Origin of the sequence: Pseudomonas sp. BF-RE-25, assembly GCF_019956105.1 — a bacterium.
Taxonomy (GTDB): domain Bacteria; phylum Pseudomonadota; class Gammaproteobacteria; order Pseudomonadales; family Pseudomonadaceae; genus Aquipseudomonas; species Aquipseudomonas migulae.
Window position 1 is genome coordinate 14,684 of the sequence record NZ_JAHBDB010000034.1, and the last position, 12,531, is coordinate 27,214.

Below are 12,531 nucleotides of genomic sequence, written 5' to 3' on the forward strand. Positions count from 1 at the left end.
CCAGATGGCTACACATCAACATGTCAATTCAGAGGTTGTCTTCGCTCATGAAATTCCATGACCTACGGATGGTGCTCTTCGGCCTGTTCGCGTTCGCGGCAGTGGGCTCGGCATCAGCAACACAGATGAAGACCTCAACCCCTGTTTTCGCAACTGAAGTGGCGGCCGTTCAGGCGCCGGCCCAGGCTGCGGGCAGCCCTTGGCCGACCGTGGCCAGTATGGCCGGCAACCAGCCAGGGCCGTTGCTTGCCCATGATGACCGATACTGGCATGACGACCGTTGGCATGATCGTAGAGACAATTGGCGCCGAGACGATTGGCGTAGAGAACAGTGGCGTAGAGAGCAAGCCCGCCGGGATGCCGAACGCCATCGTTATTGGGAGCGTCATCAGGATCGGTCCATGCGGCACCGCTACGAGGACGATCGCCGCTACTATCGTCGTTAAATCTGCCTGTAACACCAGGCTGTAGAAATCAGGCTGAAAACCTCGACGAGGTATGAATCGGATGTTCGCTCAGTGCTTCCCAAACGAAGTCTGAGCGTCCGCAACCAATGAAGGTCATCGACCAGGCGCATTCAATACCTGGCCTTTGAAATGACCGTTAAGCCCTGCGCGTGGAGCAATACTCCACGATGAGCTGAGTAACCGCCGCCACCATCGCCTGATCCGCTTCAGGCGAGGTAAACAGCCGAAACTCTGCATCCGGCAACTCCGGTAACCCTTGTTCAGCCCCAAGAACCACCAACCCTTGCCCCAACTGACTGAGTGTCATGGGCGCAACAGCGAAGCCTGCAAGCGCCGCCGCCCGCAACCCGGCCGTGCTGCTGCATAACATCGCCGTGCGTTGGGCGATCCCCGCCTGAGCAAGTCGCTTCAACGCAACCTCGCGATAAGGGCACGGCTCGGGGAACAGGGCCAGCGGCAACGGCGTCGGTAACCGGGTGACGGGTTGCGCCGACCAGGCCCACACCAGCGGCTCTTGCCACAACAATTTCCCCGCATCGCTGGTTTCGCACAGTGAGCCGATGACCAACTCCAGATGCCCTTGCTTCATCAGCGCCAGCAACGTACCGGGAATGCTCACCTGCACGTCGATCTCCATCCCAGGGTACTGCGCCGCGAAATCCTGAAAAGCGCGCAGTAGTCGGGACTCGACAAAATCCTCGGATATTCCGATCCGCAGCCGCCCGTGAAATGGCGTACGCGTCAGTTCCGCCCAGGCATCACGGTTCAGCACAAGGATCGTGCGCGCATAAGAGAGCAAGCGCTCGCCATCGGGCGTCAGTTGCTGGGAACGGGTGGTACGCGTCAACAGGGGTTTACCAATCTGTTCTTCCAATCGCCGCACATGGCCGCTGACCGCAGACTGAGTCAGGTGCAGCTTTTGCGCTGCACGGCTGAAGCCTTCTTCGTCGACCACAGCGACAAATGTTTTGAGTAGCAGCGAATCGAACATAGTTTTTTACGTGATTAATCGACTAGTAATTTACGATTTATATTTCAAATATAACTATGTTGCAATGCCTCCCTACCCCACCACTCGAGGCGTGCCATGACTACTCTGCTCCATATTGAATGCTCTCCACGCAAGCAGCGCTCGGCGTCCCTTGAAGTCGCCCGCAGCTTCATTGCGCGTTATCGAGAAAACACCCCGGACACCGACATCATCACCCTCGACCTCTGGAACATGGCGTTGCCGGAATTCGATGAGCTGGCAATGGAAGCCAAATACGCAGGACTCAACGGCACTGCCTTGAGCCCAGCGCAACAGGAGGCCTGGAACACCTTGAAGGACCTGGCTGCGCACCTGCATCACGCGGATGTACTCGTGATGTCCGTACCGCTTTGGAATTTCAGCATCCCGTACAAGCTCAAGCACTTCATCGACCTGGTATCGCAGAAAGACATCCTGTTCAGCTTCGATCCGGAACGCGGTCTGGAAGGGATGCTGCACAACAAAATCGCCGTAGTGGCGTACGCCCGAGGCCTGGATTTTTCAGCGCAGTCGATCACACCGGCGGAACGCTTCGACTTCCAGAAGCCCTACGTGGAAGCCTGGCTGCAATTCATCGGCGTGACCGATGTGCATTCGGTAATTGTGGAGAAGACCATCCTGGGGGAAGACGTGGATCTTGATGCACGTGAGGCTGCGACTCAGCAGGCCAGAGGATTGGCAGATACTCTTTGTCGCTGACGGGTATTTATAAGGTACAGGCGCCCCCTCAGGCATGAGAGCCAGAGGCTGTTTTCGACCCAATGCTGCCGATGAACGCCGGCAGAAATCGGTCAAAAGAAGTTGCAAGCCCCGTGACGCTTCGGGGCTTGCGATTAATTGCCAATACGTCCTTCAAATTCTCGGACGTTTGCTACGGGTATGCCTGCCGTGTTCATTGCAGAACGTGCAGGCCTAGTTTTGTACCTCAACCGCGTCGATATCCGGCGCGTCTGGGGCGTCCGGGGCGTCCGGGGCGTCCGCCACATCCTCTCTGGCGTCCCTCGCTTCAACTTTGGCAGCCTCTCTGGCTGCGTTTGCCTCTACCTTGGCAGCGTCCCTCGCCGCATCTGCAGCAGCCCGGGCAGCATCTCTGGCTGCATCGGCTTCTGCTTTGGCGGCGTCCCTGGCTGCATCGGCAGCGGCCCGGGCAGCATCTCTGGCTGCATCTGCGCCTGGTATGCCAGCAGCTTTTGCAGCATCCCTGGCTGCATCCGCCTCAGCTCTGGCGGCGTCTCTGGCCGCATTTGCAGTAGCCCTTGCAGAATCGCGGGCTGCATCTGCATCAGCTCTGGCAGCATCTCTGGCTGCATTTGCATCGTTTCTGGCAGCGTCTCTGGCTGCATCTGCGGCATCGTTGTCATGCGCGTTGCCTGAGCCTCTGTTCCCGGCAACACCACCATGACCATCACCGTCATGGCCTGTTGCACCATGACCACCACCATCTCCATGGCCGCTGCCACCGTGACCACTGCCTCCGGAGCCTCCACTACCGGAGCCACCGCCGCCGCCACCGTGACCACCACCGCCTCCGCTGTTACCGCCACCACCACCGCTGCCGCCATCTTTGGCATACACGCTGGAGAAACTACTGATGTAATCAGGCACTAGAACAGTCGATGCCGACAGGACCCCGCCAATTGCCAGAGCCAACAAACATTTCTTGATCAGCATGATGCACCTCCGCTTGGAGTTGCGCAGTCATGTCCCTATCGAACGCAATATCCAGTGAGTTCCCGGCCGCCCATTGGAGCGGCCAGCCAACCGGCACGGCCATAAATCTGCAGCATTAACCAGCAACTGCGGTTTCCGCACGATCCCTGAGAGCCAGTCAGCATCTTTGTGTGGGACGTTACCCCACATTTTTAGATAGGTGCTGTCAGCCCGAGTTCAACAAACGAATATCAGGACTGAAGCATGCGTTGAGCAAAAAGCCTCTAAAACTTCCGGACGCCAACAGTTTACCGCGAGCTGAATGCCTGAAATCCCCTGACCACACTGGGTCGAACACCTACCCTTTCGTACCAGCGGCGAAGCTTGGGCAAGCGATCCCACGGGATATCTGCCTCCACTGACGACATGATGCTGTAGGCCGCGATATCCGCGATGGAGAAACAGCTTCCCGCCATATAAGCATCAGCACTGACGAACTGCTCAGCCAACTCAATTGACGAAAACATGCGCTCGACCAGCCGCGCAGAGCCGTCGTTGAGCCCTTGGCCGCGAAGGAAAAACGCCGAATGGCCCGGTGCGATGACATCGGTCAAAAAGAAGAAGAATCGCTCATACACCGTAGCTCTGTGGCCAGCGGCAATGGGCAAGAGCCGTTCTGGAGCCGTTTCGGCAGCGTAGAAAATGATCGCGTTCGACTGAGTGAGCACAAAGGCAGGCTCAGCGCCCTTTCGTTCGACCAATACCGGGACTTTTCCAGCCGGATTCAGGGAGCGATGGTCCGCCCCTGTTTGCTGGCCTTTTGAAAGATCCACCAGTCGAACCGTGTACGCCAGCCCCGCTTCTTCGAGGGCAATGGCTGCCCGGATGCAATTGCCTGTGGGCGCACCGTGTAATTCCAGTAGGGCGTTCATGACGTATTTCTTCCTCCTTGCGGGCTCATTTCAGTCATCCGCTAAAGCGCACCGACTGTCACACAAGCCAGGCCGACGCTGCGAGTCGTCACGCATAGACGTCTCGGTTTTGTTCGATGAAAGCCTGCACAGACGCAGATATCGACTAATTCTTTTGAAATAGTCCGAACGGATTGACTCAACCTACACTGAGCTTGATAGGCGTCCGATTTACGCGTTGCAAGCCTTCCTGGCAGGGCAAGCGTATTGCGGTGAACGCTCCAGTCCTACCACTTATGCCTGAGTCGTTAATCATGGATGAAGTCACTACCGTGCCCTCGGATGATGTACCTGCTACTCAACACATAGTGCAGCGCAAGCTCGGACGCTGTCTGTTGCGCTTGCAACAATACGAACGGCAGCTGAAAGCCATTGTCGTGCATTGCGAACTGACCGGTCTTGTAGATCAGATTTCTGAGATCCGTCGCCATAAGGTCAAATGTGCAAAGAAAATGACGATAGGTACGTTGATGGGGATGTTGACCGAAAGCTTTCTGACCCCGCCGCACCCAAATGAAGAAGAGTCACAGACTGAAGCCTATGTCGGTGACCAGATCTGGCTCAGGCATCGACACCAGTTGGAAATGACAGCCGAGGACTACGAGGCTATGAAGGCCGATCTCAAGGAGATGGTTGACCTGCGCAATAGCCTGGTTCACCAATTCATTGAGCGTTTCGATCTCTGGTCTGAATCGGGCTGCCAGGCGGCGGATGGTTTTCTGGAGGAAAGCTACGAAACCATCAATCGGCATTGTCTGAATCTGCAACGTTGGGCCAAAAACATGATTGAGGCACGAGCTAAAATGGCTTCGTTTATACAGAGCCAAGCATTTGAAGATGCGCTCGACGGTATCCGGGTGGATGGCTCAGTCGATTGACCTGGCAGTGGGATTTGCTGCTGTTTACGTGAAGCAGAAACGAAGCTTGCCGAAGGTGGCTGGACCCGACTGGAAGCATCCATTCGCTGGATTGGTGGTACCTATCCCGAACAGACGCCCAAGCGCTACGGTTGCAGCAGCTGGAGGCATGTCCTGCACGAATCACGGCAGTTCGAAATACGAAAATTCCAGGCTGATAATGAACGTACTGCCGTCTGGTATCGCAGCAAGGTCAGTTGAATGTGAAATTGAATCGTCCCTCCTTTTGTAAACGCACTGAGTGACTGCTTCTGACCGTTAGTTGCCCTCCGCGAAGGGCCGCTATGGGTCGTGAACGCACAACCACAAACAACTCAGCTTGACCGGAAAGACCCGTGATACCTTCCGAGGCTCATTCATGACACGGAGGTCGCCATGCGCACTCTTTATATCCCGATCATCCTGGCAGCAACTTTTTTGGCATCTGGCTGCAGCATCAAGCAAACCGTGACGCCTGCTGAGCTGTCTTCCGAGATGACGCCAGAGATCTGTCTGATCCCCGCCGAAGGACTGCGAGAAGGATTCAACACTGCCTATGAAAACCTGCTCAAAAACAAAGGATTCCATACGCGTCGGCTTCCGCCAGGCAGTAGCCCGTCCAGCTGTCCTCTTTCAACGACTTATATCGGTACCTGGTCGTGGGACTTAGCTATTTACATGAGCTATGCAGATATCCGCGTTTATCAGTACGGCCAGCAGGTGGGCCAAGCTGAATATGACTCGCGTTGGGGGGGCGGCCGGGTCATTGATAAATTCATTAATGCTGAGAAAAAAATCACAGAGCTGACCAATCAGCTGTTTCCAAACGGTGCCGCAGGCTTGAAGGGAGCTAAGGAGTCAAATTCCGGGACCGGTGCCGCGCTCATGACTAAAGACGCGTACCAACAGCGACAGCTCAAACAGCTTGAACAACAGGGCCTCCCTTATGATGAGTACCAGAAGCGCTACAAGCTGATCATGGCTGAGTAGGCTCCGTACCGGTCCTGACAGGCAGTTGAGGGTCGATTTCAGCCGGTCGTGGAAGGCAGAAATCGGCCATAAGCAGTCATTCCCAAATTCATACAAGAATCAGAAGACTTGCCGCTGCAGCATTTACCGAGGATTTACTCGAAGAAGACGCCAAAGATCTGCTGCAGAGTTTGGCAGTAGCATTTTCAACAAACCTACTTTAGCGATGAGCTCAACATTGGTGGTTCGCGAAAGCCCCGAAGACTATTTGTTTAATCGCCCGATAAACCCCCAAAACTTCTTTATTAGAAAGTACTTTCTCGCCAGGATTAAAATCCACTCGCAATCCAATTCCCCCTTCATAAGTCCCATTAATAGAGCAGGTAAGCTGAAATATACAGTCATAGTAAAAATATTCATCATCACGCAAGTCTTTAAAAATCCATTCTTTCTTGCGGGCAACCTCATCAGAGCGATATACCACGAAATCATTCGTCGCTTCTACCACCTCCAAGGTCCCACCCCAACTTTTGATGAATTCGAAAGCAGACCTGCCTGGGTCATTCTTGCCAATATCATTGCGATCAACAAACACCTTAACCTTCCCAATATTACTACCAACGACATTTACACCATTGATAAAAACCGCCTGATCCCCATCTTTAGAACTAACTCCTTTCGACATCAAATCTGAATTTAAACAATACTTCACACCGTCCACCAAAAAATAATTCACTTGCTGACTTTCAGTCACAACCCTACCCCATACCGACAAAGTAGTTAACACTAACGCAATCAGAAAATAAAACCTCATAGCTATCGACCCCTCACACTTCCAGAAACATGGCGACCAAGAGGAATTAGCACACAATCAATCACCCTTCCGCTATCAGATTTTACTTCAGCTGCAACTGACACCAAAAGTGACAGCTGAATATCCTACCCCATCACCCTAACTTTATTTTTCAAAATCCTGATTTTATATAAAAGACCAAGCCTTTAATCTTCGATCGCATCATTGGACACGCTGACAGCGTCGGCGACTGTACCTCCGTCCTTATCTACAATCGCGCCAAAATGAACGCCACTCGACTCTGCCCCTGACGAAGTAACAATAATGCGAGCGTAGACTAGGCGCGTCGGGTGAAGTAAAAACTCTTAGATCAAAATGCTATCACTGCATCTTTTGTTTAGAAGCCGAAGAGGACTACTCACCCGATTGCATTCCTGAGTCCTGGCGCTTTAATCCTTGCTAGTCCCTGCTTGAAATAGCCCGTACTCCCATCGATTGTGTGTAGCTCCGAGAACGCTGTCACAGACATCCTAAGATTCATTCAACTGACACGCATTGAACATCGCAGCCTCCGTGACTACGACGACTAGATCGCCGCTGACGTCATACAGGCCGATCTCAAGAATCCAATCACCCCGACCTCGGGCAGGATGAGTCACTCGGTGATCACGGGGTTGGGGTTAGGGTTAGGGTTATGCGGCCAGGGCCGTCATCTCTTGCGTGATGCTTCCAGGTAGCGTGACGAATGAAGTCTTTCGATTGCTGCCTGTCGCCACCGGCAGCAATGGGTCGAATGTCGTCTGTCGCGAAGGACGCAACCGACCCAAAGCAGCCTCTGACTACCGACCGCTGTCGGTCGATTGAAAGTCATTGTTTAACCGGTCCCGTTTTGCACATTACCGCAAACTCGTAGCCGTTGGTAAACACGCACTATAGTGTGCTGTTTTCGAAATAACTTACCCACGCACCTTCGCCTCCATCACATCGTGTGCTCACCGGATCTTGCTCAAGATTTCCTCTCCCTCTGCGTTCCAAACGTACCGGGGAGGTCGCGCTTCGGGTGATCAAGCGCCAGTTCGGTTATCTGAAGGTACGCTATCGTGGAGTGATGAAGAACACCGCTCAGTTGGCCACTCTGTTCGCCGTGTCCAACCTGTGGATGGCTGATGGGTATGGGTGAGTTGCGCGTGTAGCGCATAGAAATGAGCTGAAAGCCCGAGAATAGGATGCTTTCGCGACAACTTGGCGCTGAACGTCATGGGACTTTCAACTCGTGGCAGGTGCCTTGCAAGTTGATCTGAGCTTCCGTAAAGAAAGGTTGAGGAGTGTCGCTAATGGCTGATTTTGCGTGGTTCTTGTTAGGTTTTATACCGGCACTAGCATTCGCGACCCACTCATTTGTCGATTACAGAAAGGCCACAGGAAAGCCTATAGGTGAAGCATTCAAATTTTTTAATAAGGCGCTGGCCGTTCTGGTTGTACTAGAGCTTATTTTCTTCGTCTGGATGTTTATCGCTAGATCCTAATATTAAGGTACTCATAATGCATGTCGCATGCTGATTTCCAGTATTAGTGCAGAATTCGATACTCCGACATCCCGATCATGCTGTTTTCAAAATAACTTACCCACGTACCTGAGCTTCCATTACATCGTGTGTTCGCCGGTGCGTAATTTTCAGGGCGCTCACCAGGAGTTCTCCAAGGTAGGAATGGCACCTGAAGTCTAGTGCACGTATGGAGAGAGTTATTTCGCGAACATCACACTAGCGCGAAGCCGTGGCCCCTTTGTTCATCCGTGATTTAACGGTATGTTGGAGCCCTCAACTCAAGGACGACCCATGGCCATCCACGCTCCCACTCCCACCCAAAAACATTTGGCAGTGTTGATCGACGCCGACAATGCCCCCGCAGCAATTGTTGAAGGTTTGTTCGAAGAGATCGCCAAGTATGGCGTCGCCAACGTCAAGCGGATCTATGGCGACTGGACTGGTCCTCAGTTGGGTGGATGGAAAAAGGTGCTACTCGACCATTCGATTCAGCCCATCCAACAGTTCGCGTATACCAAAGGTAAGAACGCAACAGACAGCGCCTTGATCATCGACGCAATGGACCTGCTGTACACCCGACGCTTCAACGGCTTCTGCCTGGTTTCGAGCGACAGTGACTTCACACGCCTCGCTTCGCGGCTACGTGAAGAAGGTTTGACCGTCTACGGGTTTGGTGAAGAAAAAACCCCAAGACCGTTTGTGTCAGCCTGCGACAAGTTCATCTATACCGAATTGCTGCGCAGTGAAGCGCTTGTTGCTTCGAGCAATGGGCATGATCGACCCGATCCCGAGTCATCCGCCGCAATCCAGGCCGTCAAAGTCGCCAGTACCCTAGAGGTAAAGAAGCTACCCAAGGCACCCGTAAGTTTCATTGCAAAGATCCTGGATGACATTGCCGACGAGGACGGCTGGGCTCACTTGGGTGCGCTGGGCACCAACATCAGCAAATTGAGACCTGAATTCGATCCCCGCACCCATGGTTATAAAAAACTCAGTGAGTTGATCAAGGGGTATCCGAATATTTTTGAACTGCAAATGAGAGGAACGTCGGGAGTGAGCGGTTCAATACTCTATGCCCGGCACCGACAGCCAAACTCGTAGCACCTGCCACCAACGTCCGCTTTTGGCTGTGGATTCAACCGGTCGACAATAGCTGCTTTGTACCAAAGTAGGTCTACTTTCCGTGCCAACGATTGAACGCCCGCCGTCCCCGCAGAACACCCCATGTCAGGGCTGGTCCTCCACCGCAACCCTATTGCTCGGTGAAAACCACGTCCAAATGCAAAGTTCGATTGTACTTTTTAATGCGAAGGACTTATTGAGCTCAAGCTATCAATATCGCGGCCGAAAAAGGACTGTTTATTTCTACAGGAAAAGGTGTGATATGGATTTTTCGTTAGTTTGCGAAATGATTGGTTATACACTCTTCGTGATATTAGGCATTTTGGGCCTTTATATCTTGTTTTGTTGGCTATACGTTTCTGGAAGCCGTACGTATCTAAGGCGGCTGGATGATATTGGCTGGAAAAAAGTCGACTATGTCTGGATAGCTATAGGCTCGATGGGGCTAATGCTCCAATTCATTCAGATTGGCTTGGATTCTAAAATGGCTAGCTTAAGCATGGAAGAAAGCTTCGGTCGCCTTGATGCTCAGAATCTAAATATTGCCGCGTCGGAGCTAAGCGGTTCGTCAATTTGCCTGCAAACACCTCCCGCGGACAATGATGAAGATTCCAATAATTTAGGTGCCGAGCTAGCGGATGCTTGCAAAACGTTTCAAATAATTCGTCCTACCAAACCCAGAAGCACTGTAGTAGATCCGAGTATTTTTATGCATTTTGAAATAGTAAACGTAGATACTGGAAAAATAAAAAGCCAGGTTCTTGCTGCAAAGGTGAAGAATTTTAAACAAGCATTTACTGAATATGAAAATCAGGCGCAATCAATTCAGGATATTAGAAAAATTGCCAGCACATATAAAAGCTATCTCCTTTTTCTTAAGATTCTGTCAACGCTTTCGCTGATTGTGGCAATTGCCCTCAGGCTAGCAAAGGTGACTGGAGAAATTAGATTAAAAACACACCCTATCGTAAGTAAAGTGTCCGAAGCGATACCCAAGAATGAATTGAAAGAAAAATTAGAGAGTCTGGTCACCGTGCCTCAAGCGGCCAAGCTAGAGGACAAGATATAATTACGAATAATGGGGGGGGATTTATTTACTGCGCTCAAAATAGATCCGCCCCCCATTCCCCATCGTGGTCGAGCGAAACGGGGGGCTCCCTACGCCGAGACGCAATCCTACGTCACCCGCGTGCAGTCCTTGACCGAACGCTATTGCAACCATCGTTAGTCCTGTAGGGCGCATAACCCGGAAAGGTAATACGCTGGCCGCTCTACGGCGCATAACGCTGCGCACTGCGTAAAGGTGCGTAAAGACCGTAAAGCGCTGTAAAGCGCTTAAAGGGGACAGATTTATTTTTTCAGAAATAATTCTGCCCCCTTTTTTCTGTGAAAAAGCGTGGACACAGTCTTGAAGGCTGCGTTGCTACGTAAAATCTGTCGGCGTTGGTTGATCTGCAGACCAAAATTTTGCGTAGAAACGCGACTCTAGTCTCGATCCTGACAGTCAAACCTGCTCTTAGGCCCCATTGTGTGATCGGGGTCTAGCAGTCAATTACGAGCGGGGCGTCAAGATGGCCAAGGCAAACGCCACGATGAAGAGCGCCGGCACGTCACCTGCCAAGTGCCCCATTTGTCCCGGCTGGGTGACCGCCTGGACGGTCATGATTCCTCCGTGTACGGCGCTAGACCACACGGTGAACCAGATTAGGCTCAGATTGGCTAATGGATCGCGTGCGGCCAGGATCAAGAACACGCCAAGTGTGGCGTAGATACCAACGATCATCATCGGGTAGTCCGAGTGACCGATGTGCCAGGCCCAGCCGGACGGCCAGGACAACATAAGTGGGTAGAGAGCAAGGCACGCGAGGCCAGCCAAAACTAGAACGACGCGCAAACACCTGAGGCGATCGACTACAGTCATGGCGGACTTCCTCTTTGGGCCTAACTCTAAATAGACCCCAAGTGGGGTGATAACGCCTTCACGGGCTTGGTGGAAAACATTCCTTTTTCTGTCGTCTATCCCTGACCAGGCCGGGCATTGTGACAGTCGGGTGACCGCTGAAGGGGTTTATACACCATGGACGGAAAGCCCAATCTGCTCAATCAGTTCCGGCAGTAGACCAAGCATAGCCACTCATTTGCTATCGCTCCGTCCACCGGCTGCTTCTGGCCGATTGCAGCTGACAGGAAGGGTGGTTGACGCCCCATGGCGGACAGTTTGGACACTAAAGTCAGGTGTGGGATTGATGCGCCGCCCAGTGTTTCATCTCTTCTGCAATGAAGTGGTTCACCAGGTCACTGAACATCTTCTCGATTGCATCCGGGCTCAGGCCCTCAGCCTCGGCCCACTCGCGTCGTGTCGCCAACATGGCCTTGAAGCGCTCCGGAGCATGCACCGAAGTCACTGAGGTCTTGTACTTCGAAGCAGCCAGTACATAGTGAAAACGCTTGCCCAACAGTTTGATAACAACCTGATCAAGGGCATCGATTTCGCGTCGAATATCCTCCATGCCTGCACACTCTTCGGGTTGTAACTGATTGATGACGTCCACGTAGGTGACTCCGTTTGCTGAAAAATTCGTGGGCCTTCGGAAGAAGTATCGGCGCGCTGTCTTCCATGAGTGATACAGCCTGAATACCATAAAATCCGATGTCCGCTGCACGATGAGCGGTATTTGGCTAAGGCGGATCGGTTAACTCTTTAGGCTACGTTAATCGATAAGGCATTAGGCAAGGGTTTCGGTGTTTGAGTGGCTGCTTCTGGCCGATAACACTCGCCAACGGAAGAGGCATAACGCTCCTAGGACGCTATAAAAATTCCTACACAAACCTCGGAACTCCTCACCTTGCCCGCCGTTCCGATGAACCTTAAAGTCCACCCCGTCGCCCAAAATGGCGATTCGGGTTTGGCGACATGCGAGGGCTCTACGCTTTGTTGCAGGGGTCGTCGCACCCGCAAAGCCGCTGTAATGGCGGCTGTGCGCGGGAGGCCTTCGGGTCTGCCGGTGTTCTCTGTGCCGGTTCGCCAACCTGCGCACAGCTGCCACCCTAATGAGATGGTCAGCCCAGTACGGGACCCCCGTTAA

At 52.8% G+C, this 12,531-nt stretch carries 14 protein-coding genes and 2 pseudogenes; 10 read left to right on the forward strand and 6 right to left on the reverse strand.

From position 1 onward, the window contains the following. The first annotated feature begins 47 nt into the window (after positions 1–47). The gene (locus KGB24_RS17045; protein ID WP_223415350.1) at positions 48–446 is read left to right on the forward strand and encodes a hypothetical protein; all 399 of its coding nucleotides are present in this window, start codon (positions 48–50) and stop codon (positions 444–446) included. 157 nt (positions 447–603) lie between these two features. Here KGB24_RS17045 and KGB24_RS17050 read toward each other — a convergent pair whose 3' ends face one another. Then, complete coding sequence (locus tag KGB24_RS17050; protein WP_223415351.1) at positions 604–1,458, reverse strand: LysR family transcriptional regulator; 855 nt, start codon at positions 1,456–1,458, stop codon at positions 604–606. Between the two features lie 96 nt (positions 1,459–1,554). Between KGB24_RS17050 and KGB24_RS17055 the strand changes: the two genes are divergently transcribed. Next, entirely contained in the window at positions 1,555–2,196 is a 642-nt protein-coding gene (locus tag KGB24_RS17055; protein ID WP_223415352.1) for an FMN-dependent NADH-azoreductase, read from the forward strand. Positions 2,197–2,537: 341 nt separating this feature from the next. On the opposite strand, the gene KGB24_RS17060 is transcribed toward KGB24_RS17055, so the two are convergent. Together KGB24_RS17060 and KGB24_RS17065 are read right to left on the reverse strand one after the other, a co-directional pair. Then, positions 2,538–3,059 carry a hypothetical protein gene (locus tag KGB24_RS17060; RefSeq protein ID WP_317851195.1) on the reverse strand — a complete coding sequence of 174 codons (522 nt, stop codon included), beginning with the start codon at positions 3,057–3,059 and terminating at the stop codon, positions 2,538–2,540. Between the two features lie 396 nt (positions 3,060–3,455). Then, positions 3,456–4,079: a glutathione S-transferase family protein gene (locus KGB24_RS17065; protein ID WP_223415354.1), complete on the reverse strand. Its 624-nt coding sequence runs from the start codon at positions 4,077–4,079 to the stop codon at positions 3,456–3,458. Between the two features lie 293 nt (positions 4,080–4,372). Between KGB24_RS17065 and KGB24_RS17070 the strand changes: the two genes are divergently transcribed. From KGB24_RS17070 to KGB24_RS17080, 3 genes are all read left to right on the forward strand, one after another. After that, positions 4,373–4,996 carry a hypothetical protein gene (locus tag KGB24_RS17070; protein ID WP_223415355.1) on the forward strand — a complete coding sequence of 208 codons (624 nt, stop codon included), beginning with the start codon at positions 4,373–4,375 and terminating at the stop codon, positions 4,994–4,996. A gap of 12 nt (positions 4,997–5,008) precedes the next feature. Further along, the gene (locus KGB24_RS17075; protein ID WP_223415385.1) at positions 5,009–5,236 is read left to right on the forward strand and encodes an OST-HTH/LOTUS domain-containing protein; all 228 of its coding nucleotides are present in this window, start codon (positions 5,009–5,011) and stop codon (positions 5,234–5,236) included. Positions 5,237–5,410: 174 nt separating this feature from the next. Beyond that, complete coding sequence (locus KGB24_RS17080) at positions 5,411–6,004, forward strand: Sbal_3080 family lipoprotein (protein ID WP_008035534.1); 594 nt, start codon at positions 5,411–5,413, stop codon at positions 6,002–6,004. Between the two features lie 211 nt (positions 6,005–6,215). Here the strand turns inward: KGB24_RS17080 and KGB24_RS17085 are convergent, their stop codons facing one another. Then, positions 6,216–6,737, reverse strand: a complete 522-nt coding sequence (locus KGB24_RS17085; protein WP_223415356.1) for a hypothetical protein — start codon at positions 6,735–6,737, stop codon at positions 6,216–6,218. Positions 6,738–7,821: 1,084 nt separating this feature from the next. Between KGB24_RS17085 and KGB24_RS17090 the strand changes: the two are divergent. The 5 genes and pseudogenes from KGB24_RS17090 to KGB24_RS17110 form a co-directional block, all read left to right on the forward strand. Continuing rightward, positions 7,822–7,956: pseudogene (locus KGB24_RS17090) on the forward strand (IS5/IS1182 family transposase); the annotation flags it as partial. Between the two features lie 154 nt (positions 7,957–8,110). After that, positions 8,111–8,302 (forward strand): hypothetical protein, encoded by a 192-nt coding sequence (locus KGB24_RS17095; RefSeq protein WP_008035538.1) that lies wholly within the window; start codon positions 8,111–8,113, stop codon positions 8,300–8,302. 312 nt (positions 8,303–8,614) lie between these two features. Continuing rightward, positions 8,615–9,424, forward strand: coding sequence for an NYN domain-containing protein (locus tag KGB24_RS17100; RefSeq protein ID WP_223415357.1), 810 nt, complete (start codon positions 8,615–8,617; stop codon positions 9,422–9,424). A gap of 283 nt (positions 9,425–9,707) precedes the next feature. After that, complete coding sequence (locus KGB24_RS17105) at positions 9,708–10,514, forward strand: hypothetical protein (protein ID WP_223415358.1); 807 nt, start codon at positions 9,708–9,710, stop codon at positions 10,512–10,514. A gap of 87 nt (positions 10,515–10,601) precedes the next feature. Then, positions 10,602–10,673 (forward strand): annotated as a pseudogene (locus KGB24_RS17110) (lytic transglycosylase domain-containing protein); the annotation flags it as partial. A gap of 324 nt (positions 10,674–10,997) precedes the next feature. On the opposite strand, the gene KGB24_RS17115 reads toward KGB24_RS17110, so the two are convergent. Beyond that, positions 10,998–11,366 carry a DUF6632 domain-containing protein gene (locus KGB24_RS17115; protein WP_223415359.1) on the reverse strand — a complete coding sequence of 123 codons (369 nt, stop codon included), beginning with the start codon at positions 11,364–11,366 and terminating at the stop codon, positions 10,998–11,000. A gap of 310 nt (positions 11,367–11,676) precedes the next feature. Beyond that, positions 11,677–11,997, reverse strand: coding sequence for an isochorismate lyase (locus KGB24_RS17120; RefSeq protein ID WP_008035544.1), 321 nt, complete (start codon positions 11,995–11,997; stop codon positions 11,677–11,679). Positions 11,998–12,531: the final 534 nt, after the last annotated feature.

Excerpts from the sequence above, each read along its gene's own strand:
- KGB24_RS17045 (WP_223415350.1), top strand. The coding sequence starts at position 48 with ATGAAATTCCATGACCTACGGATGGTGCTCTTCGGCCTGTTCGCGTTC.
- KGB24_RS17050 (WP_223415351.1), bottom strand. The coding sequence starts at position 1,458 with ATGTTCGATTCGCTGCTACTCAAAACATTTGTCGCTGTGGTCGACGAA.
- KGB24_RS17080 (WP_008035534.1), top strand. The coding sequence starts at position 5,411 with ATGCGCACTCTTTATATCCCGATCATCCTGGCAGCAACTTTTTTGGCA.
- KGB24_RS17070 (WP_223415355.1), top strand. The coding sequence starts at position 4,373 with ATGGATGAAGTCACTACCGTGCCCTCGGATGATGTACCTGCTACTCAA.
- KGB24_RS17055 (WP_223415352.1), top strand. The coding sequence starts at position 1,555 with ATGACTACTCTGCTCCATATTGAATGCTCTCCACGCAAGCAGCGCTCG.
- KGB24_RS17105 (WP_223415358.1), top strand. The coding sequence starts at position 9,708 with ATGGATTTTTCGTTAGTTTGCGAAATGATTGGTTATACACTCTTCGTG.
- KGB24_RS17100 (WP_223415357.1), top strand. The coding sequence starts at position 8,615 with ATGGCCATCCACGCTCCCACTCCCACCCAAAAACATTTGGCAGTGTTG.
- KGB24_RS17065 (WP_223415354.1), bottom strand. The coding sequence starts at position 4,079 with ATGAACGCCCTACTGGAATTACACGGTGCGCCCACAGGCAATTGCATC.
- KGB24_RS17115 (WP_223415359.1), bottom strand. The coding sequence starts at position 11,366 with ATGACTGTAGTCGATCGCCTCAGGTGTTTGCGCGTCGTTCTAGTTTTG.
- KGB24_RS17095 (WP_008035538.1), top strand. The coding sequence starts at position 8,111 with ATGGCTGATTTTGCGTGGTTCTTGTTAGGTTTTATACCGGCACTAGCA.
- KGB24_RS17060 (WP_317851195.1), bottom strand. The coding sequence starts at position 3,059 with ATGGCGGCAGCGGTGGTGGTGGCGGTAACAGCGGAGGCGGTGGTGGTC.